The sequence below is a fragment of the Roseateles sp. GW821-FHT03B02 genome (assembly GCF_059421025.1).
The window spans coordinates 48,278-69,223 of record NZ_JBWKUV010000007.1 but is presented as its reverse complement, the minus strand read 5'-3'; the positions used below and the strand labels follow the sequence as shown (position 1 = coordinate 69,223).

Sequence of the window (20,946 nt, the reverse complement as noted above, 5' to 3'; positions counted from 1 at the left end):
TCCGTTTCCCCTCCGCCATCGCGACGATGGCGACCGAAATCGTGACAAGCCGCATCTCTGCGCTGGCCTGGTCTTCCACGCTGGCACTGTCTTTCGCGGCTAGCGCCGCCCCCGCCCCCGAAGCCTCGGATGACAAGGCGCTCGAAGCACTTCTGAAACGGGAGGTGCAAGGCCCCTCCCGCTATGCCCAGAGCCTGATGGACGCGCCCGCGTCGGTCACGGTGCTGGAGCGCGAGGAGTCCGACGCCCTGGGCCACCTGACGGTCGGCGACCAGCTGGCCCGCCTGCCGGGCGTCTACCTGAGCAACTCGCGCACCTACAGTGCGCTCGGGTTGCGCGGCTTCAACCGGCCCGGCGACTACAGCTCGCGCGTGCTGATGACCATCGATGGCCAGCGGGTCAACGATGCGATCTACGACCAGGGGCTGCCGCAGCTGGAGCTGCCCATGGTGGCGGAGTGGGTCAAGCGCGTGGAGCTGGTGCATGGCCCCGGGTCGTCGGTGTACGGCAGCAATGCGCTGCTGGGCGTCGTCAACGTCGTCACGCTGAACGGCGCGGACGCCCCGGGCCTGACGGCGCAGGGCAGCGTGGGGCAGCTGGGCCTGCGCCGGGTCGAGATGCATTACGGCGCCGCGCCCGCGGGCGGCGGCGACCTCTTCCTCGGCGTCAACCTGCTGAGCATGGCGGGCGAGAACCTCCACCTGCCCGAGCTTGGCACGCCCGATGGCTGGGTGCGCGGCCTGGACGGCGAGCGCCAGGCGGCGCTGCTCGCCAAGTACCGCAACGGCGCCTGGCGCGTCTCGCTCAGTGCCGTGCGCCGCGACAAGGATGCCGCCACCGCCCCCTACGGCACCGTGGCTGGCGCGCCGGGCACCCGCTACAGCGACAGCCTGGTGCTCGGCGAAGTGGCCTACGACGACGACTGGCAGGACGATGTGCGTCGCACGGTCAGGCTCAACGTCGCGGGCTATGACTTCCGCGGCCGCTATGTGTTCGGCCCTGCTCCCGAGCGCATCAACAAGGATGTGGCCTACACGCAATGGACGACGCTGGAAGGCCGCATGCAGTGGCGCGGCCTGCTCAACCACCAGCTGATGGTGGGCGCCGAGCTGCGCGCCTCGCCCTATGGCGTGCAGCGCAACTACGACGTCGAGCCCTACCAGGTCAGCCTGGACTCCCATGTCAGCCAGCATTCCGCGGCCGTCTATGCGCAGGACCAATGGCGGCTGTCGTCGACGCTGCACCTGACCACCGGCCTGCGCCTGGATCATGTGCGTGGCTTCTCGCTCGCCGCTTCCCCGCGCGCCGTGCTGGCGCTGCGCCCGGACGAGCGCGAGTCCTTCAAGCTGATGTGGGCCCAGTCCTTTCGCACGCCCAACCTGTACGAGCGCTTCTACGAGGATGGCGGCGTCTCCCAGCTGCGCAGCGAGAACCTCAGGCCGGAGCGCCTCAATTCGGCCGAGGCCTCGTGGGAATACCTGCTGCACGGCGGCCACGCGCTCAGCGCCAACGCCTACTACACGCGCATGAACCGGCTGATCGAGCCGGTGCCGCTGACGGATGAGCCGGACGCGGTGGTGCAGTACCGCAACGTCGGCCGCGTGCGGCTGCGCGGCGTGGACCTCGGGGTGGAGCAGCGTGCCAGCGATGGCTGGCTGTGGCGCGCCAGCGCCTCCTGGATGGACGCCCGCAACGAGGGCGGCGAGCGGCTGAGCAACGCGCCGACCTGGATGCTGAAGGGGCACCTCGTGTCGCCGCCCTGGAAGGGTCTGCAGCTGGGCCTCGAAGGGCTGCTGCTCGGCCCGCGCCTTGGCCGGGTGGAAGTGCCGACCAACGTCGGCCTCAACGCCCACCTCCGCTACCACGTCGACGAGCGCCAGAGCGTGTCCCTGCACGTGAACAACGCGCTGGACCGCCGCAACCTCGACCCGTCGACGCCCGACACCGCATTGAGTGCCATTCCCCAGCCGGCCCGCGCCTGGCGCCTGGACTGGCGCATCACGCTCTGAGCAACAGCATGCCCTGGCATAAGGCGGCCCCGACCCACAGTGCGCGCTGGCGATGGCTCGCCGGCTGTGCGCTGGCGGCCTGCCTGGCGCTCTGCCTGTCGGCTCCGCGGCCGGCCTTGGCGCAGGGGGGGACCCCAGAGGCGCTGAAGGCGGAGGTCGTCTACCGCGTGCTGATGTTCGTGAGCTGGCCGACCGAGCGCGAGCAGCCCGGCCGCGGCCTGCAGCTGTGCACGCTGGGGGAAGGGCGCATGGAGGGCGCCTTGCAGGGGCTGGCCGGCCGGCCCATCCGGCAGCTCACCGTCGACGTGCGCCGTCTGGGCCGCGGCGACCCGCTGACCGGCTGCCACCTGCTCTACCTGCCGGCGCCGCAGACCGGCCTGCGTCCACAGATTGCCGACCTGCCGCTGCTCGTCGTGTCCGACGTGGCCGCGATGCTCGATCAGGGCGCGATGATCAACCTGCAGGTCGAGGACGGTCGTATCGTCTTCGACGTGGATCTCGACGCCGCCCGCCGCGCCGGCCTGACCGTCAGCACCAAGCTGCTGCGCCTGGCCCGCTACGTGCGACACCAGACAGCCGCCCCATGAAACCGAGATTTGCCGACGCCTCGGAACGCCTGCGCGAGCTCATGGTCGCGTTCGCGGCCCTGCTGACCTTCGCCCTGGTGCTGAGCCTGCTGCAGTACTGGCGGCTGCTGGACCGCCAGGACGAGGACCTGCGCACCCAGGCCAGCATCGTCGCGCAGACGGTGTCCGCAGCCATGGTCTTCGACAGCCGCAGCGACGCCGGTGAGAGCCTGCTGGCGCTGCAGCAGAACCCAGCCATCGTCCACGCCAGGCTGCTGAAGAACGATGGCAGCGCCTTCACGCAGTTCTCGCGGCCGCCCGCCGAGCGGCTGTGGCTGCACGATCTGGCGGGCGTTGCCAGGGTCGAGGTACTGGTGATGGCCGATGGGCGCCGGGTGGGCCTGCTGGCCATCGAGGCCAGCCGGCTGCCGATGTGGATGGATCAGGCCCGCTTCCTGGTGGCGACGTTCGGCACGCTGCTGGTCACGGCCGGCCTGGCCTGGTGGATGTCCAAGCGGCTGCGCGTGCAGATGAAGGAGGTGGAGCGCCGCACCCGCTACATCGCCCGCTTCGACGCGCTGACCGACCTGCCCAACCGCGAGCACATGCGCGGCCTGCTGGAGCGCGCGCTGCAGCAGCAGGAGGCCACCACGCTGCTGATCCTGGACCTGGACGACTTCAAGCAGATCAACGACCAGCACCGCCATGCCGCGGGTGACGCCGTGCTGCAGGCCTTCAGCCAGCGGCTGCGGCTGCTGTGCCGGCCGGGCGACCAGGCGGCGCGCCTGTCGGCCGACGAGTTCGCGCTGCTGCTGGCGCCGCGCCTGGAGGGCGAGGCCCTGCGTGCCCATGTCGCGCAGCTGCAGACCGAGCTGACCCAGCCGGTGTCTTACGACGGCCACTGGCTGCCGCTGCATGTCTGCGTCGGCGCCGCGCTGCTGCCCGAGCATGCGCAGGACGCGAGCGAGGCCATGCGCTGCGCCGACGCGGCCATGCGCCATGCCAAGCAGCTCGGCAAGGACAGCTTCCAGCTGTTCACGCCGCAGATCGGCGAGGCGCTGCGCTCGCGGCTGGCGCTGGAGCACGACATGCTGGAGGCGCTGGCCCAGGAGCAGTTCTCCCTGGCCTACCAGCCGCAGTACGACGCCCAGCGCCGCGTGCTGGGCATGGAGGCGCTGGCGCGCTGGCGGCATCCCGAGCGGGGCTGGGTGTCGCCGGTCGAGTTCATCCCGGTGGCCGAGAGCTCGGGCCTCATCGTCGATCTCGGCCTGGCGCTGCTGGCCGTGCTGCGCCGCGACCTGGATGCCTGGAAGCAGATCGGCCTGAAGCCGCCCGCCGTGTCGATCAACCTGTCCTGGGAGCAGTGCCGCAAGCCCCAGCATCGCGAGCGTTTCCTGCAGCAGCTCAAGCAGCTGCACCTGACGCCGGCCGAGGTCGAGTTCGAGCTGACGGAGAGTGCGGGCTTCGAGGACATCGACACGCCCGACTCCTTCGTCTTCACGCTGCAGGGCCTGGGCTATGGCCTGGCCATCGATGACTTCGGCACCGGCTACAGCTCGCTGGCCTATCTGCGCCGCATCCGCTGCCGCAAGCTCAAGATCGACCGGCTGTTCGTGCATGGGCTGTCGACGAACGCCGACTCGCACACGCTGGTCGAGTCCATGGTGCGCGTCGCGCATGCCATGCACATGCTGGTGGTGGCCGAGGGCGTCGAGCTGCCGGCTGACGAGGCGGCACTGATCGCCATGGGCTGCGACCTCATGCAGGGCTTCGGCTTCTGCCGGCCCGTCATGCCGGAGGATGTGCCTGCGCTGCTGCTGGGGAAGTGAGCCGGGCTCAGTCCCGCCGCTCGAACCAGCGCGACCGCAGCAGCGCGGCCGCGTCGCCCTCGGCGACGTACAGCGTCGGCTGGCCGGCGTCGAACTCGTAGAGCCGCCCGCTCGCCACGCCGCGCACGACGACCGGCGCGCTGGCGCGGTAGTGCACCAGCACCCGCCGCTCGGCCGGCCCGGCGGCCGCGCGTGCCGGCGCGGGCGAGGTGTTCATGGCCTGGCGCAACGTGGCGCGGCCTTGTCCGCAGCAACCCATGTCAATTCCCCTTGTGTGCCGAGACACGGGTGTCCAGCCCGGCCTCGATGATGCAGACGGCGCCTGACAGCGCGAGCACGCTCAGGCCCCAGCCGAGCCAGTCGTTCGCCAGCAGCGCCCCCAGCGGTGCGGCCACCCACAGCGACACGCAGTAGGGGCAGTCCATCAACTGCCCCCACGGACCGCTGCCCAGGCGCTGGCGCAGCCTGAGCACGAGGCCGAAGGGCCCGTCCTCGGCCGCGAGCAGATGCGTCAGGCGCCAGGCGGCGAGCACCGCCAGCGCCAGCCGCGGCCAGAAGCCGAGCTCCTCCCAGCTCATGTCAGACGGGCTCCGGCCCGTTGATGATCTTGATCGGGAACAGCACCCAGCCCGAGTAGTGCACGGTGCCTTCGTTGACCACCGTCTTGTCCCAGGCTTCGAGGATGACGTTGTAGACGCAGGCTTCGCCCGGGCCGAGGAGCTGGTCGCCGGGCAGGCCCAGCGGGTTGCTGGCGGCGTCCAGCACCTGCAGGTTCCAGGGGGTCAGCGTGCCGGTGGCCAGGCTTTCGGCCGGCAGCGCGAGCGCTCGGGCCGGCACGGTGTTGGTCGAGTTGATCAGCTGGACCTGCGGCGACACTGCGCCCTGCTTGACGAAGCGCACCTCGTAGCGGTCGAAGTTGTTGCTGGTGGGCGCAGTGAGGTCCATGCGGTCGATGTACTGGTCCCAGGCGTAGCCGCGGATGTCCACCGTCTTGAACACGCCTTCGGGCGTCTGCGTGTACATGTCGGAGCAGGGCGCCTGGTTGCCGATGCCGACGATGGAAGCCTGGATGGGCTCGTTGTCCACCCACGCGCGCTGGATGTCGTAGTAGGTGTTGCCGGCGGTGTCGATGACCTGCAGCAGGAAGCTGAACTTGCCGCTGGCGCCCTGCTGGTTGGGCGGATCCTGCTTGGGAAGGGCGTTGCTGTCGAACGCGCTGGGCGCCAGCGACGGCACGTTCCAGCAGGTGCAGAAGTTGGTGGAGTCGATGTGCACGCAGATGCATTCGCTGCGGGCGCTCCACACATTGGTCAGCACGCTGGGCGTGGGGTCGCCGTCCAGCACGTTGCTGCTGCGCACCTGGTCGGCCGTGTAGTTGATGGGCGGGCCGCTGGGCTGGGCGATGCTCATCGGCGCGAACTCGATGTGCGTGACGAGGCGCCAGCTGCCGCCGGGCACGATGCTCGTGAACGGCGCAGGCTGCGGCTCGCTGAAACTCGGGTCGGGAATGGCCCAGATCGTGTACTCGCGGATCTTCTCGCCCAGGCAGCCGTAGACATTGGCCGCACCGCGCACGTGCATGCCGCCGCCAATCGTCGACAGTATGGCCGCCGCGCTGTCGCTGGCGCGCAGGGGCTCAGCCGGATTGGGGTAGTCCACCGACCAGGGCGTGCTGACGCGCTTGATATAGACCTCGTTGACCGAAAGCGAGAAGCTGCCGGTGCAGGGCGGCTGCAGCTCGGCGCCGCTGGCCGAGAAGACGCGCAGCGTCAGCGTGAACGTCGTGGAGGTGAGCAGTTCGATGCCGGCGTCCACGGCGCACTTGCGCGTGTCCACCCAGCCCAGCGTGCCGCCCGACACGGAGAAGTTGCCCTGCGTGGCGGCCAGGTCGGGCAGGGCCAGGTTGTTGGGGTAGAGCACGCAGCCGCCGAGCAGGTTGCCGCCTGGGCTGCGCACCTCGACAAGGTAATGGCCGAAGTCGCTGCCCTCGGCATCGCCCAGCAGCGGCTCCAGGATGCGCCCGGGCAGGATGTCGGTCTCGCCGCGCACGCAGCCCGTCGGGCCGACGAGGCGGCAGTGCAGCGGCCGCTGGCAGCGGCGCAGGCAGGCGCGGTAGCTGCGCAGGCAGCGGAACACGTCGCGCAGGTTGCGGGCGCGCGCCAGGCAGCAGCCGAAGCGGATGGCGCACAGGCACCAGCAGCGGCAGAACCAGAAGAAGGGATCGGCGCGGTGCTTGGCGATGAGCTCGCGGCCCATCAGCGCAGCGGCCGTGTCGGTGCTGAGCAGCCGCTCCAGGATCAGCGTGTTGGCGTCACCGTCCTCGAAGCAGTCCACCTGGCCCGACAGCACCTGCTCGGGCAGGCCTTGCGCGAACTCGACGTTGGCGAGCTGGTCATCGAGGTAGGGTTTGTAGGCCGTGGCCAGGGCCTTCACGAGCTGGGCGAAATCGGCCCGCTCGGTGGCCGTGGGCGGGTTGGCGACCGGCGCGCCCAGCACCTCGCGCACGCAGCGCCAGTAGCGCCACAGGTAGTAGCTGGAGCCGCGGAAGCTCCGCGGCCCGCGGCACATCAGCCAGCCGAACACGATGCAGCAGCGCAGATGCAGCAGGCACCAGCGCCAGCGCTCCACGGCGCCGAGCTGCTCGCGCAGTTCGGCGGGCAGCAGGCGCTGCGCGACGTCCTCGCTGCCGAAGCGCTCGAACAGCGCGAAGGCCTGGGTGAACTCGTCCTCACAGCTGGGCGGGTTGGCAAGGGCGTCCTTGATGAGTGCCTCGGAGGATTCGGCGCGCTGGAGGTCGGCCTCCAGCACGGGCTTGTAGGCCGCGAGCAGCTCGCCGAGAACGAAGCGGAAGTCCTCGTCCAGCGGCTCGCCGTCGTCGTTGCCGGCGGCGGGGCGCAGCAGTTCGGCCGCGGTCGAAGTGGGAATGGCGCCGGGACGGGCCGGCTTGGGTGGGGTGGCCATGGTGTGCCTCCTGGAGATGGTGTGGCGATGGGCGGGCCGCGCGTACCGCGGGCTCTTCGAGAGGGCGGCGGCGGGGAGCCGTCGCGGGGCCTCGTTCCAAAGCTAGGCGGAGGGCGCGGACGCCATCTCCCTAGGGCGGGCAGGACATATTCACAGGCGGGGCGGGGTGTAACGGCCTAAGCGTTACAGGCCGCGATTGGCATCTGACGAACGGCTCCGCAGAAGAATCCGCGCAGAATGCCCCCGACCCGAACACGGGCCCCTGGTGGAGACAAACGAATGCGGATGACTTGGAACGGATGGCGGCCGCTGGCCCTGGTGGTGGCGGCCCTGTGGCTGGCGCCGGGAGGCGCGCAGGCGCAAAAGGCGCCCCGGCCTGCGGCGGCCCGTGCGGCGGCCGCGCCGGCCGCCGTGGTGCCGACGCCGGTGCGCGAGCTCGGCGGCATCGAGGAGTTCCAGCTGCCCAACGGCCTGCAGATCCTGCTCTTCCCGGACGCCACGCAGACCACCACCACCGTCAACATCACCTACCGCGTCGGCAGCCGCCACGAGTCACCCGGCGAGTACGGCATGGCCCACCTGCTGGAGCATCTGCTGTTCAAGGGCACGGCGCGCCAGAAGGACATCCCCGGTGCGATGGCCCAGCGCGGCGTGCGCTTCAATGGCACGACGACGGTGGACCGCACCAACTACTTCGCGAGCTTCAACGCCAATGCCGAGACGCTGGCCTTCCTGCTCGACCTGGAAGCCGACCGCATGATGGGCAGCCGCGTTGCCAAGTCCGACCTTGACACCGAGATGACGGTGGTGCGCAACGAATTCGAGCGCGGCGAGAACCAGCCCTTCGCCGTGCTGGCCCAGCGCGTCAATGCGGCGGCCTTCGCCTGGCATCCCTACGGCCACGCCACCATTGGCCCCAAGAGTGACATCGAGAACGTGCCCATCGAGAAGCTGCAGGGCTTCTACAGGCGCTACTACCGGCCCGACAACGCGACGCTGCTGATTGCCGGCGCCTTCGACAAGGCGGCCACGCTGGCTTTGATCGGCCGCCACTTCGGCCCCATCGCGCGGCCCGCCGCGCCCGCGCCCCAGCCCTACACCGTGGAGCCGGCCCAGGACGGCGAGCGCACGGTCGTCGTGCGCCGCGTGGGCGGCCAGCCCATCCTGCTGGCCAACTACCACGTACCGGCCATCACCCACCCAGACACGCCGGCAATCCTCGTCTATGGCCTCTTGATGAGCCTGCAGCCCAGCGGCCAGCTCTACAAGCAGCTCGTCGAGCCCAAGCTGGCGGTGGCCGCCGGCATCGGTGGCGTGGGCGGCGCGGACCCGAACCTGAGCAGCGCCTACGCGGTGCTGCCGCCGGATGCCGACGTGGCCAAGGTCGAAGCCCTGCTGCTGGACCTCGCCGAAGGTCGCATGGCCAAGCCTTTCGACGAGAGCGAGCTCGTGCGTGTGCGTGACATCGCCGTCAACAGTTACCGCCAGCAGATGAAGAACCCCGAGGCGCTGATCCAGCAGATCTCCGGGCTGATCGCTGCCGGCGACTGGCGGCTGCTGTTCCAGTTGATGGAGGACATCCCCAAGGTCACGCTCGCCGATGTGGAGCGCGTGCGCGCGGCCTACTTCAAGCCCGCCAACCGCACGTTGGGCCGCTATCTGCCGGCCGCCAGCGTGGAGCGCGTCGAGATCCCGGCCGCACCGCCGCTCAGCGCACGCCTGGCCGAGCTCAAGGGCCCGCCCAAGGTGGAGGAGGGCGAGCAGCTCGACCCCGTGCCCGTCGTGCTGGAGACGCGCATGAGCCGCCAGACGCTGCCCGGCGGCATCGCATTGCACACGCTGAAGAAGCAGACGCGCGGCAACACGGTGGTGCTGCAGATGCAGCTGCGCTGGGGCGAGCGCGACGCCACCTTCGCCCGCAACGGCACCGGCCTCGTCGGTCAGCTGATGGACGAGGGCAGTGCGGGCTACACCAAGCAGCAGTTGCAGGACGCGCTGATCAAGCTGCGTGCCAGCCTCAGCATCACCAGCTACGACCAGGGTGCCACCGTCTTCATCAGCGCCGAGCGCGACACGCTGCTGCAGGCGCTGCGCGTGGCCGCCGATGCGTTGCGCCGGCCGCTGTTCCCGCAGGACGCCTTCGACCGTGAGGTGAAGGCTGCCATCGCCGGCATCGAGGCCTCGCGCCAGGAGCCTGCCGTGCTGCGGCAGGAGGCCACGCGTGGCCACTACAACAAGGCCCGCGGCGTCACGCTGGGCCATCCGGACTATGTGATGAGCGTCGACGAGCGCCTTGCCAACCTCAAGGCGACCTCGCTGGACGAGGTCAAACGCTTCTACGCCGACTACTGGAGCGCGAACGACGCGCAGGTCAGCGTCGTCGGCGCTCTCCCCGACGGCCTGGCCGCCGAGGTGGACCAGCTCTTCGGCGACTGGAAGAAGCCCGCTGCACCGAAGTTTGTCCGCCACATCCCGCAGCATGTCGTCGTGCCGCCGGCGCGTTTCGACGCCATCGCACGCGACAAGGCCAACGCCATCGTGCGCCTGCACGAGACGCTGCCACTGAACGCCGAAGATCCCGACTACCCGGCGCTGGAACTGGCCGTGCACATCTTCGGCGGCGGCGGTCTGGAGAGCCGCCTCTCGGAGCGCGTGCGGCAGAAGGAAGGTCTCACCTACGGCATCGGTGCCTCCTTGAGCGCCGGCTACTGGGGCAATGCCGGCAGCTTCGCCATCCAGGCGAGCTTCGCGCCGGACAAGCGCGAGCGTGTCATCGCCGTCGTTCAGGAAGAAGTGGCGCGCATGGCGGCCGACGGCATCACCGCTGCCGAGCTGGCGCGCGCCAGGAAGGACATCCTCGAAGGCCGCAAGCAGGGCCGTGCCGACCCCGGCGCGCTGGCCGGCGGTCTGACGAGTCTTGCCGAGCGCGGCGAGACCTGGGCCGCCGCCCAGAAGCGCGACGGGGCGCTGGCGGCCGTCACCGTCGAGCAGGCCAACGCGGCCTGGCGCCGCCACATCCGGGCCGGCGACTTCGTCATCTCGACGGCCGGCGATTTCAAGTGAAGGAGCGCACGATGAAGATCGATCCCTACCTGTTCTTCGAGGGCCGTTGCGAGGAGGCCATCGAGTTCTACAAGAAGGCCCTGGGCGCCACCGTGGAATTCATGATGCGCAACTCGGAAAGCCCCGAGCCGCCGCCGCCGGGCGTGCTGCCGCCGGGGTCCGAGCACAAGATCATGCACGCCTCGGTGCACATCGGCGGCGCGCTGGTCATGATGTCCGATGGCATGTGCAGCGGCCAGGGCGGCTTCAAGGGCTTCTCGCTGTCACTGGATTGCCCCGACGCCGACGCCGCCCGCGAGGCCTTCGCGGCGCTGGCCGACGGTGGCCAGGTCAGCGTGCCGCTGGGCAAGACCTTCTGGGCCCCCCTGTTCGGCATGGTCACCGATCGCTTTGGCGTGGGCTGGATGGTGGGTGTGTCGGACAATGCGGGGTGACCAACCCAGTCCAACTTCCCGCCCACCTCAAGGCCGATTGCTCGGCCTGCGCCGCGTTGTGCTGCGTGATCCCCCCGTTTGACGCGCTGCAGGGCTTCGGCTTCGACAAGCCGGCCGAGACGCCCTGCCAGCATCTCTGTGCCGACCACCGCTGCGGCATCCACGCCGAGCTGCAGGCTCAGGGTTTTGCCGGCTGTGTCGCCTTCGACTGCCTGGGGGCCGGCCAGCGCCTGACCGAGCAGGCCAAGGAACGCTTCGGCAGCGCCGACTGGCGCGCCCGCCCCGAGGTGGCGCGCTGGTTGTTCGCCGCCTACCCGCGTGTGCGCGAAGCTCAGGAATGGCTGGCCCGGCTCAGCCTGGCAGCTGCCGTGACCGGCCTGGGCGAGTTGCAGGACCTGGCGGACGAACTCGAAACCGAGTCGGTGCGCTGGCCGGACTGGAGTGCGGCCGAGCAGGGGGCCTGGCAGGCCCGCGTGCGCAGCGCGCTGGCGCCGCTGGCCGCCCACCCCACTTCAAGGAACTGATGCAATCCATGGATTCAGCGAAAACCGGCATGTCCGTGGCCCTGGCGGACGAACGACTCGGCACCGGCTGGCGTCGCCAGCGCAAGGCCATCCGTGTCGTGGCTCTTCTGAGCGCCCTGCTGGCGGCTACCGTCGTCTTCAGCCTCTTCAACCGGTTTGGCGTCTTCAAGGGCGAGGCCAAGCCGGAGCGGCAACTGATCGCCGCCATCGACCTGCGCGTCGGCAACCCGGCCGGGGCAGCCGAGCGTGGCGAGGCCAAGGCACGCGCGGACATCGAGGCAGGCCTGCTGCAGCTGGAGACCTTCAATGCCGCGCCGCTGCCAGCCAAGGCCCAACGCCTGAAACATCGCTATGGCTTCGCCTGGGTTAACAAGGGCAAGGCTGCCACGCCGCTGACCCAGGCTCACGCAGACGCCTACAACCGCGTGATGCAGGCCGAAATCGAGCGCCGTCATGGCCGGGAACTGATGGACCAGCTGATGCGCGAGCTCGACGGCAGTGCCGCGAAACCGGACGGCAAGGACAATCCATGAAGCTCGTCGGCATGCTCGACTCGCCCTATGTGCGCCGCGTCGCCATTTCGATACGGCTGCTGGGGCTGCCCTTCGAGCACGCGGCCTTCTCGGTGTTCCGCGGCTTCGACGCCTTTCAGGAGATCAACCCTGTCGTCAAGGCGCCCACGCTGATCTGCGATGACGGCAGCGTGCTGATGGATTCGACGCTGATGCTGGTGTATGCGGAGGCCCTCGCGGGCCGCAGCCTGATGCCAGCCGCCCCAGCCGAGCTGCGGCACGAGCTGCGCCTGATCGGCCTGGCGCTGGCGGCGTGCGAGAAGACGGCACAGATCGTCTACGAGCGCGGGCTGCGGCCGCCCGAGAAGCGCCACGAGCCCTGGATAGCCCGCGTCACGGGCCAGCTGAACGCTGCCTACCGTGCGCTGGACGAGGATCTCGCAGCGGCCAGCCTGGACGCGACCGAGACCGGCATCCGCCAGTCCGGCATCACGGTCGGCGTGGCCTGGACCTTCACGCAGTTCATGCTGCCCGAGATCGTGCCGGCGCCTGGATTCCCGCATCTCGTAGCGCATGCCGCGGCGGCCGAGGCGCTGCCGGTGTTCCGTTCCATCCCCTGTGACGAAGCCGTCACGCTGGACTGATGGCCACGAAGCATCCGCCGCAAACGGTCTATGTCTTCCAGGGCGGCGGCGCCCTGGGCGCCTACCAGGCCGGCTTTGTCGAGGCACTGGAAGATGCGAGCCTGCCACCGGACTGGCTGGTCGGTACCAGCATCGGTGCCATCAACGCGGCGCTTGTCGCCGGCAATGCGCCGGCCGAGCGGCTCCAGGCGCTGCGCAGCTTCTGGGACCGCGTGACGCGCCCGGGGCTGGCGCCTCACCTGCCGGCCAACCCTTTCACGGCAGCGTGGCAGACCTGGCAGACGCTGACATCTGGCATCCCGGGTTTCTTCCGCCCGCGCGGCCCGCAGGCCTGGGACATGAACCGCCGCGCGCCGCTGCCCGAGCTGAGCTTCTACGACACGGCGCCGCTGGCCGATACGCTGCGCGAGCTGGTGGACTTCGAGCGCATCGCTGCGGCCGAGACGCGGCTGACGCTGTGTGCCGTCAACGTGCGCTCGGGCGAGCTGGCCCTGTTCGACAACCGCGACGGACACACGCGCATCGGCCCCGAGCACGTGATGGCCAGCGGCGCACTGCCGCCGGGTTTCGCGCCGGTGCAGATCGGCAAGGATGCCTACTGGGACGGCGGCATCTACTCCAACACGCCGCTGGACGTGGTGCTGGACGACGCCGAGCGTCGCGACACGCTGTGCTTCATGGTGGACCTGTGGGACGCCAGCGAGGCCGCGCCGCAGACCATGGCGCAGACGCTGACGCGCTACAAGGACATCCAGTACGCCAGCCGCATCCTGGAGCACCTGGACGACCACGAGCGGCTGCAGAACCTGCGCCGCGCGCTGCGCCTGGTCGGCCGCAAGCTCGACGCCCGGACTGCCGCCGACCCGGCCATCAAGGAGCTGCTCGCGCTGGGCTGCGACTCGCGCATCGACATCGTCCACCTCGTCATGCGGGCGCTGCCCGGCGAGGACTCCTGGCGCGACATCGATTTCAGCGACTCGCGCCTGCGCGCGCGCTGGACCACGGGTCTGAAGGACGGCCGCCGCATGCTGGCCCGCGCGCCCTGGAAGGAGCCCGCGCGGGAGCGCGTCGGCCTGCGGGTACACACGCTCGAGGGCGCGGACTGAGCTTGCGCCAGTCGTGCTGCCGGCCCCGGGCGGGATCCTCACTCCTGGGGATGTAGGCGCATCACAAAACTGAAAAGCTGACTGCCTAACCTGCGCAGCTGCAGCTGCAGCGGCTGTTGGCGGCTCCGTGACGCGCCAGGCCTGTCTTGTCTGCCGTGGTGCAACCGGGAGGGATTGATGGCCAGTGTCGTCGGCGAGATTGCCAAGGCCAAGAAGGAACTGATGTTCGCCGCCGCGGCCCGTTGGGCGCAGCGCACCGCCGAACGCGAGATGGGGCTGGACAAGCTCGCCAAGCTCGGGCCGGGCGCCGCGGACTCGACGCAGCGTCAGCTCCAGTTCGCGCAGCGCGAGGCACGAAAGGCCGCGGCCGGCATGCCAGTATTTGCCGAGCGGATCATCGGCACGCGCGACTTCGTGGCCTATGCGCCCAGTGCCCAGGCCGGCGCCGCGGCCACGCCGGTGGCGCGCATCACGACCGTGCCGGACGGCGGCTACGTCGCCGAGGGCGTGGCAACGGGGTTGCTGCTGCCGGGCTCGCTGCTGCTGACGAATTACCACGTGTTCCCTGGCGTGGCCTATGCCACGGGGCATGCGGCGAACTTCCGCTACGCGCAAGATGAGCGGGGTGTGAACGACGGCGTCTATTTCGAGCTGGATCCCGCGGCGTTCTTCCATGCGAACGCGCAGTTCGACTTCGCAATCGTCGCGGTCAAGCCCAAGGGGCTGAAGGGCGAGAGCCTGGATGCGATCGGCTCCACCCGGCTCATCGAGGCGACGGGCAAGGTGCTGGTGGGAAGCGGGCTGAACATCATCCAGCACCCGCTGGGCGGGCCGCGCAAGTTCGCCATCTCCAACAACCGGTTGGTGGACCTGCTGCCGGAGGGCTTTCTGCACTACGAGACCGACACGGAACCCGGCTCCTCGGGGGCACCCGTCTACAGCACCGGCTGGGAACTCGTGGCCTTGCACCACTCGGCCGTGCCGCGCCTGAAGAACGGGCGCATCCAGAAGAGCGATGCGGCCGGTGGCGGCGACTGGGACGAGGCGCACGACCCCGATTCCGCCGTCGACTGGGTGGCGAACGAAGGCATCCGCGTGAGCCGGCTGGTCGACGAGTTGCGCAAGGTGACGCTGGAAGGCCCGCAGCAGCAGCGCCTGGAGCGCCTGATCGCGCAGACGGCAGATCCTTTTGAAGCCACCGACGGCGCAGCAAGCGTCATCGGCCAGGACAACACGGGCAGGAGGATGGACATGGCAGGCAATCTCTTCAACTTCAGCGGCCCGGTGACCGTGCACGTCTACGCGCCCCAGCCCGCGGCGGCGCCGACCGTCGCGCCCGAGGTGCCAGTCGCACCGGCGGAGTCCGTGCCCGAGAAGAAGCTGGTGTTCGACCCCGACTACGAGCACCGCGACGGCTATGCCAGGAACTTTCTGGGCGCCGAGGTGCCGCTGCCCGGCGTGGTGGCCGCCCGCCAACAGGAGCTCTACCTGGTCCGGGACTACAAGGCCTATTTCGACGACTACCTTGACGTGCCCAAGCTGGACCTGGCGGGCCTGGCAGACGGCAGCGCGCTGGTGCTGCCCTATCACCACTACTCGCTGGCCTTCAACAAGAAGTTCCGCATGTGCATGTGGACGGCCTCCAACTGCGACTACCGGCCCATCTCGCGGCAGGACACCCGCCCGCGCAAGGAGCTGGGCGGCGAAGACTGGGCGCCCGATCCGCGCGTGCCCGAGGCCCTGCAGCTGAAGAACGAGGACGTGTACGGGCCCGGCAAGCGGATCGACAGGGGCCACATCGTTCGCCGCGAGGACAACTGCTGGGGACCGGCCGGCCTGGCCACCGACCATGCGAACTCGGACACTTACCACTGGACCAACTGCACGCCCCAGCACGAGGCCTTCAACCAGGAGAACCCCAGGAACCAGAAGCTGCCTTCCCTTTACTCGGGCGATGGGCAGAAGGGCATCTGGGGCCAGTTCGAGACGGCGGTGGCCGCGCAGATCGAAGCCGGTGGCGGGCGGGCCGTCATCTTTGCCGGGCCGGTGCTGAAGGACTTCTTCGCCAGCATCAAGATCGGCGACAACGAGCCGCTGCACATCCCCAAGCAGTTCTGGAAGGTCGTCATCGTCCCCGACGGCCCGAAGAAGAAGCCGCGGCTGCTTGCCTACGGCTACGTCTTCAGCCAGGTCGATGTACAGCAGAAGTACGGCTTCGCGTTCGAGGCGCTCGAACTGCCCAAGTTCTCCAAGAACCGCATTAAGCTCGCCGAGCTGGGCAAGCTGACGGGCGTGGTCTTCCCCAAGGTCGTGCTGGACGCCGAACAGCCCTAGTCCTGCCGGTCAGTCCGTCGCCTGGGCAAGCGCGTTGAGCTTCTCGACGGTGGCCCAGTTGCGTGTCGTGCCGGCGTCGCCGAGTTTCTTCAGCAGCGCGACGGCGGCCTTGCTTTCGAGGATGCCGTGGGCGCACCATAAATAGGCTGCGTGCCCGGTGACGACGAAGCGTTCCTCGCCCTGGGCCGTGATGGCTGCGACGTCCTTCAGCGAGGCTGCGTCAGCCGTGATGGCGACGAGCAGCCGGCTTGCGTCGTCCGCCTCGGCGATGCCGTGCCCTGCGGCGATGCCGGACCATTCGGCAGCGGTCTTCAGGATGACGGCGGCATCGACGCCGAGCTTGTCCAGCACGGCCGCGCGGATCCTGTCGGCGCCGAGCTTCTTCTTCGCGTCGAATACTGCGTTGCCGCTGTTCAACAGCGTCGTCACGTTGGTGGCGCCCAGCCCGGCGAGCAGGGCCTTGAGATCGGCCATCGCGAGGCGCTTGGCCTTGCCGACATTGATGCCGCGCCAGAGGGCGACGTAGCGCATGTCAGTCCTCCGCCTGGTGCACCAGCCTGCCACCGACCCAGGTCTGCAGCACGCGGGTCTTGAGCAGGGCCGCGGGTGACGAGGTCAGCGGGTCGCGGTCGACGAAGATGAAGTCGGCACGGTGGCCGGGCGTCAGCAAACCCACGTCCTTCTCGGCGTGGCCGGCAAAGGCTGCGCCACGCGTGAAGCAGTCCAGGGCCTGCACGGGGTTCAGCGCCTGCTGTCGGTACCAGCCGCCGATGGGCTTGCCGGCAGCATCCTCGCGCGTGATGGCGGCGTACAGGCCCGCCCAGGGACTGGGCTCCTCGACGGGGAAGTCGGAGCCACAAGCCAGGCGTGCGCCGCTCCTGAGCAGGCGTTGCCAGGCATAGGCACCCTGGATGCGCTGAGGGCCGACGCGGTCCTCGGCCATGTTCATGTCCGAGGTTGCATGGGTGGGCTGGACCGACGCGATGACCTGGCCCTTGGCGAAGCGTGCAATGTCGGCCAGTGCCACCACCTGCGCGTGTTCGATGCGGTGGCGCAGCGCCGTACTGCGTGCGCCCATTTCCCTGGCCAGTGCTTCGAAGCCGGCCAGCGCCTGGCGGTTGGCCGCATCGCCGATGGCGTGGACGTTGACCTGAAAGCCCGCCTTGGCAGCGGCGCGCATCTGGGCCTGCAATTCGGCGTCACTGCGGAACAGCAGGCCGCGCGTGGCCGGGGCATCGCTGTAAGGCGCCAGCAGCGCGGCGCCGCGGCTGCCGAGAGCGCCGTCGGCAAACAGCTTCACCGCGCGCAGCGCGTAGTGGCCATCGCCCGTATCCAGCAGCGGCCCGGCAGCGCGCAGCCGGGCCATGAAGGCCGCTTCGCTGCCGCGGGCCATGCCGTAGACGCGGATCCTGAGCTGGCCCGCCGCGGCGCGCTGGCGCAGCAGCTGATCGGCGGCGTCGGAGATGCCGGCGTCGTGGGTGCTGGTGATGCCCAGCGACAGCAGCTCGCGCTCGGCGGTGTCAAGGTTGGCGGCGAGTTCAGCCGAATCTTCGGCGGGCACCTGACGCTCGATCAAGCTCATGGCCGCGTCGACGAGAACGCCGGTCGGCTCGCCGCCCGCATCCCGTTCGATGCGACCGCCGGCCGGGTCGGGCGTGTCGCGCGTGATGCCCGCCAGCTGCAGCGCTCGACTGTTGGCCCAGCCGGCATGGCCGTCCACACGGCTGAGCCAGACGGGGCGCTGGCTCTCGGCCGAGTCCAGCTCGGCGGCAGTCGGGAAGCGGCCCAGCTTCCACGCGGCCTGGTTCCAGCCGCCGCCGGTGATCCACGCCGCCTGCGGCCGGGCCTGGGCGTGGGCCTGGATGGCCGCCAGTGCGGCGGGCAGGTCGGTGGTGCCGCGCAACTGCAGGCTGCGTCGTGCGGCGCCGAGCGCCAGCACATGGCCGTGGGCGTCGATCAGGCCGGGCATCAGCACGCGGCCTCGGACGTCCAGGCGGGGCAGGTCGCCGGGCGGCAGCTCGTTCAGCTTGCCGATGACCAGTACGCGGCCGTCGGCGCCGACCTGCATCGCGTCGAAGCGGATGACGCGGCCGCGTTCGTCGAGCGTCAGCCCGCGGGCGTTGTGGACGATGAAGGCCTGAGCCGAGGCAATGCTGCTGGCTAGCGTGAGCAGGACGGCGGCGAGTAGGGACGGGATGCGCATGCCCGCAGTCTCGGCGACGCCGAGGGCGCGGGCATCAGCTCATGCCCTGATCGGGCGCCGGCTCATTTGCCTAGGCAGTTGGCGTTGTAGGCCTCTTCGGTGACGCGCCGGGTGGCGCGGTCGGCGTCGTTCTCGATGCGACGGTTGCGCAGGGCGTCGCGCAGTGCGACGCAGCGCTGCTGGAGCAGCTCGGCGTTCTGGCGCGAGCGCTCGGCCTCGGTGCGCATGGCCTGCACGTTCTCGCGTTCCTTGCGGCGTGCATCGCTGGCCTGCCGGCGCGCGTACTGGTCGTCCTCGCTGCACTTCTGCTCGTACTCGCGACGCAGCTCGCCGATCGTGCTGGAGCCGACGCCGCGGGCTGGGGCGGTCCGGACGGCATCGCTGAGCTCCGCGCAGCGCTGGCTTAGGAAGCGGTGGTGCTCGGGTGCCTGCTCCATGCCGGCCGGGCGCGGCTGGTAGGAAGACAGCTGGCGGGCCGGGCCGATGGAGCCCATCGGGGCCGGCCCGGCGGGCGGGGCCGCGCAGGGCTTGTCGGTGATGTAGGTTGTCCCGCCGACGTCGCAGCGATAGGTGGCGGCGCCAGCGTGGAAAGAGAGGCCGAGGCCGGACAGCGCGACGAGCGCGCACAGGAGGCGAGTGCTCATGGTTTTTTGGTGATCCCTGAGCCTCGGATTGTCTTGGCCGTCGTCCGGCTCCGGCCACCCGCAGTCGGGTGGAATTCCCGCAGCCGGGCCGCAATGCCGCGAACTATTTGGCGGATCTGGCCGCGCGCTCAGCCCATGCCCTGATGCCTCAGCAGCGCGTCGATCCGGGGCTCGCGACCGCGGAAGGCCTTGAAGTTTTCGATGGCGTCGCGCGCGCCGCCTTGCTCCAGCACTTCAGTCAAGAAGCGCTTGCCGGTGGCAGCGTTGAACACGCCTTCTTCCTCGAAGGCACTCCAGGCGTCGGCACTGAGCAGCTCCGCCCACTTGTAGCTGTAGTAGCCCGCCGCGTAGCCGCCCGCGAATATGTGCGAGAAGCTGTGCTGGAAGCGGTTGAAGCTGGGCGGGATCAGCACGGCGACCTCGGCACGCACCTCGTCCAGCACCTTCTGCACGTCGTCTTCCGCGCCAGGCTCGCCGTGCAGGCGCATGTCGAACAGGGCGAACTCGATCTGGCGCAGTGTCATCAGCCCGCTCTGGAAGTTCTTGGCCGCGGTCATCTTGTCGAACAGCTCGCGCGGCAGCGGTGCACCGCTGTCGACGTGGCCGCTGAGCTGTTGCAGCACATCCCATTCCCAGCAGAAGTTCTCCATGAACTGGCTGGGCAGCTCGACGGCGTCCCACTCCACGCCGGAGATGCCGGACACGCCGAGGTCGTTCACCTGCGTCAGCATGTGGTGCAGGCCGTGGCCGAACTCATGGAAGAGGGTAATAACGTCGTCGTGGGTCAACAGCGCCGGCTTGTCGCCGAGCGGTGACGCGAAGTTGCAGGTCAGCAGCGCGACGGGCGTCTGCTGCTCGCCCGTGGGCTTGAGCCAGCGGCTGCGCACCTCGTCCATCCAGGCGCCGGGGCGCTTGCCCGTGCGGGCGTAGAGGTCGAGGTAGAACTGCGCGATGAGCTGACCGCCGCGGCGCATCTCGTAGAACTTCACCGTCTCGTGCCAGACCGGCGCTTTGGCCTCCGAGATGGACACATCGAACAGGCGCTCGATGATGGAGAACAGGCCGGGCACGACCTTGGTGGCCGTGAAGTACTGCTTCACAGTCTGGTCGCTGAAGGCGTATCGGGCTTCCTTGAGCTTTTCGCTCCAGTAGGAGACGTCCCAGGATTCCAGTGGCTGACCCTTGCTGAACTCGCGCAGCTCGGCCAGGTCCTTCTCGGCGAATGGACGGGCGCGCTTGGCGAGGTCGCGCAGGAACGTCTTGACCTCGGCGGGCGTGGATGCCATCTTGGGCGCCAGCGACACTTCGGCAAAGCTGGCGTAGCCCAGCAACTGTGCCTCTTCCTGGCGCAGCGCGACGATCTCGCGCATGGCGGCGGTGTTGTCCCACTCGGGCTTGCCGGACTCGCTGGCGCGGGTCACGTAGGCGCGGTAGAGCTTCTCGCGCAACTCGCGGTTCTCGGCGTACTGCATGACGGGCAGGTAGACCGGGAAGTGCAGCGTCAGCTTGTGGCCGCCATCGTCGAGTCGGGTTGCGTCCAGCACGTCCTGAGGCACGCCGGCCAGTTCCTCGGCGCTGGCGACATAGCTCCAGCCGTCGGTCGCGTCCAGCACATGCTCGCTGAACTGCTGCTGCAGCTCGGCGCTGCGCTCCTGGATGGCGGCATAGCGCTCACGGGCCTTGCCCTGCAGCTCGGCACCGGACAGCACGAAGTCGCGGATGGCGTGCTTGAGCAGTTGCTGGCGGGGCTTGCTCAGGCTGGCGCCCTGAGCGGCCATGACGGCCTTGTATTTGGCGAACAGTGCCTCATTGGCGCCCATGGCCGTGCTGAATTCGGTGACGGCCGGCAGCATGGCGTTGTAAGCCTCGCGCAACGCCGGCGTGTCGGCGACGGCGTTCAGGTGGCCCACGGCACCCCAGGCCGTGCCCATGCGCTCCGTGGCGGTGTCGAGGATGCGCGAAAGCGCATCGTAGTCAGCCGGCGTCTCTGGCTTTACGGCTTCGTCCAGCGCGGCCTGTGCGGCGGCCAGCAGCTCCGTGATGGCGGGCTGCACATGCTCGGGGCGGATGGCTGCGAAGTCGGGCAGGGGGGCAGTGGAGAGCAGGGGATTGGTCAT

At 69.5% G+C, this 20,946-nt stretch carries 17 protein-coding genes; 10 read left to right on the top strand and 7 right to left on the bottom strand.

Translation table 11 applies throughout. The annotated features are described in order from the left end of the window. Positions 1 to 26: 26 nt before the first annotated feature. Genes AC07VX_RS18570 through AC07VX_RS18560 form a run of 3 tightly spaced genes read left to right on the top strand, consistent with a single transcriptional unit; the run spans position 27 to position 4,404 of the window. Positions 27 to 2,009, top strand: a complete 1,983-nt coding sequence (locus AC07VX_RS18570; RefSeq protein WP_493166030.1) for a TonB-dependent receptor plug domain-containing protein — start codon at positions 27 to 29, stop codon at positions 2,007 to 2,009. 8 nt (positions 2,010 to 2,017) lie between these two features. Further along, positions 2,018 to 2,596 (top strand): YfiR family protein, encoded by a 579-nt coding sequence (locus AC07VX_RS18565; RefSeq protein ID WP_493166031.1) that lies wholly within the window; start codon positions 2,018 to 2,020, stop codon positions 2,594 to 2,596. Further along, a complete protein-coding gene (locus AC07VX_RS18560) occupies positions 2,593 to 4,404 on the top strand; it encodes a putative bifunctional diguanylate cyclase/phosphodiesterase (RefSeq protein ID WP_493166032.1) in 1,812 nt (603 codons plus the stop codon). Before AC07VX_RS18565 ends, AC07VX_RS18560 begins: the two co-directional genes overlap by 4 nt. Positions 4,405 to 4,411: 7 nt before the next feature. On the opposite strand, the gene AC07VX_RS18555 is transcribed toward AC07VX_RS18560, so the two are convergent. From AC07VX_RS18555 to AC07VX_RS18545, 3 genes are read right to left on the bottom strand one after another with little or no spacing between them, the layout of a single operon-like run. Next, complete coding sequence (locus AC07VX_RS18555; RefSeq protein ID WP_493166033.1) at positions 4,412 to 4,621, bottom strand: hypothetical protein; 210 nt, start codon at positions 4,619 to 4,621, stop codon at positions 4,412 to 4,414. 43 nt (positions 4,622 to 4,664) lie between these two features. Then, positions 4,665 to 4,982 (bottom strand): DUF1360 domain-containing protein, encoded by a 318-nt coding sequence (locus tag AC07VX_RS18550; RefSeq protein WP_493166034.1) that lies wholly within the window; start codon positions 4,980 to 4,982, stop codon positions 4,665 to 4,667. A 1-nt stretch (position 4,983) separates the two neighbouring features. After that, positions 4,984 to 7,365 carry a hypothetical protein gene (locus AC07VX_RS18545; protein ID WP_493166035.1) on the bottom strand — a complete coding sequence of 794 codons (2,382 nt, stop codon included), beginning with the start codon at positions 7,363 to 7,365 and terminating at the stop codon, positions 4,984 to 4,986. Between the two features lie 285 nt (positions 7,366 to 7,650). Between AC07VX_RS18545 and AC07VX_RS18540 the strand changes: the two genes are divergently transcribed. From AC07VX_RS18540 to AC07VX_RS18510, 7 genes are all read left to right on the top strand, one after another. Next, complete coding sequence (locus tag AC07VX_RS18540) at positions 7,651 to 10,428, top strand: M16 family metallopeptidase (protein WP_493166036.1); 2,778 nt, start codon at positions 7,651 to 7,653, stop codon at positions 10,426 to 10,428. 11 nt (positions 10,429 to 10,439) lie between these two features. After that, positions 10,440 to 10,862, top strand: coding sequence for a VOC family protein (locus tag AC07VX_RS18535; protein ID WP_493166037.1), 423 nt, complete (start codon positions 10,440 to 10,442; stop codon positions 10,860 to 10,862). Positions 10,863 to 10,927: 65 nt separating this feature from the next. After that, entirely contained in the window at positions 10,928 to 11,386 is a 459-nt protein-coding gene (locus AC07VX_RS18530; protein WP_493166038.1) for a hypothetical protein, read from the top strand. An 8-nt stretch (positions 11,387 to 11,394) separates the two neighbouring features. Then, positions 11,395 to 11,919 (top strand): hypothetical protein, encoded by a 525-nt coding sequence (locus AC07VX_RS18525; RefSeq protein WP_493166039.1) that lies wholly within the window; start codon positions 11,395 to 11,397, stop codon positions 11,917 to 11,919. After that, complete coding sequence (locus tag AC07VX_RS18520) at positions 11,916 to 12,542, top strand: glutathione S-transferase family protein (protein WP_493166040.1); 627 nt, start codon at positions 11,916 to 11,918, stop codon at positions 12,540 to 12,542. The genes AC07VX_RS18525 and AC07VX_RS18520 overlap by 4 nt, the downstream gene beginning before the upstream one ends. Then, positions 12,542 to 13,648, top strand: coding sequence for a patatin-like phospholipase family protein (locus tag AC07VX_RS18515; protein ID WP_493166041.1), 1,107 nt, complete (start codon positions 12,542 to 12,544; stop codon positions 13,646 to 13,648). The genes AC07VX_RS18520 and AC07VX_RS18515 overlap by 1 nt, the downstream gene beginning before the upstream one ends. 177 nt (positions 13,649 to 13,825) lie before the next feature. Continuing rightward, the gene (locus AC07VX_RS18510) at positions 13,826 to 15,982 is read left to right on the top strand and encodes a DNA/RNA non-specific endonuclease (protein ID WP_493166042.1); all 2,157 of its coding nucleotides are present in this window, start codon (positions 13,826 to 13,828) and stop codon (positions 15,980 to 15,982) included. Between the two features lie 9 nt (positions 15,983 to 15,991). On the opposite strand, the gene AC07VX_RS18505 is transcribed toward AC07VX_RS18510, so the two are convergent. The 4 genes from AC07VX_RS18505 to AC07VX_RS18490 all read right to left on the bottom strand — a co-directional run bounded on the left by AC07VX_RS18505 (position 15,992) and on the right by AC07VX_RS18490 (position 20,946). Further along, on the bottom strand, positions 15,992 to 16,513 hold the full coding sequence (locus tag AC07VX_RS18505; RefSeq protein WP_493166043.1) for a DUF1697 domain-containing protein: 522 nt from the start codon (positions 16,511 to 16,513) through the stop codon (positions 15,992 to 15,994). Between the two features lies 1 nt (position 16,514). Further along, positions 16,515 to 18,185, bottom strand: coding sequence for an amidohydrolase (locus tag AC07VX_RS18500; RefSeq protein ID WP_493166044.1), 1,671 nt, complete (start codon positions 18,183 to 18,185; stop codon positions 16,515 to 16,517). Positions 18,186 to 18,247: 62 nt separating this feature from the next. Continuing rightward, on the bottom strand, positions 18,248 to 18,829 hold the full coding sequence (locus tag AC07VX_RS18495) for a hypothetical protein (RefSeq protein WP_493166045.1): 582 nt from the start codon (positions 18,827 to 18,829) through the stop codon (positions 18,248 to 18,250). 128 nt (positions 18,830 to 18,957) lie between these two features. Continuing rightward, positions 18,958 to 20,946, bottom strand: a complete 1,989-nt coding sequence (locus AC07VX_RS18490) for a M3 family metallopeptidase (protein WP_493166046.1) — start codon at positions 20,944 to 20,946, stop codon at positions 18,958 to 18,960.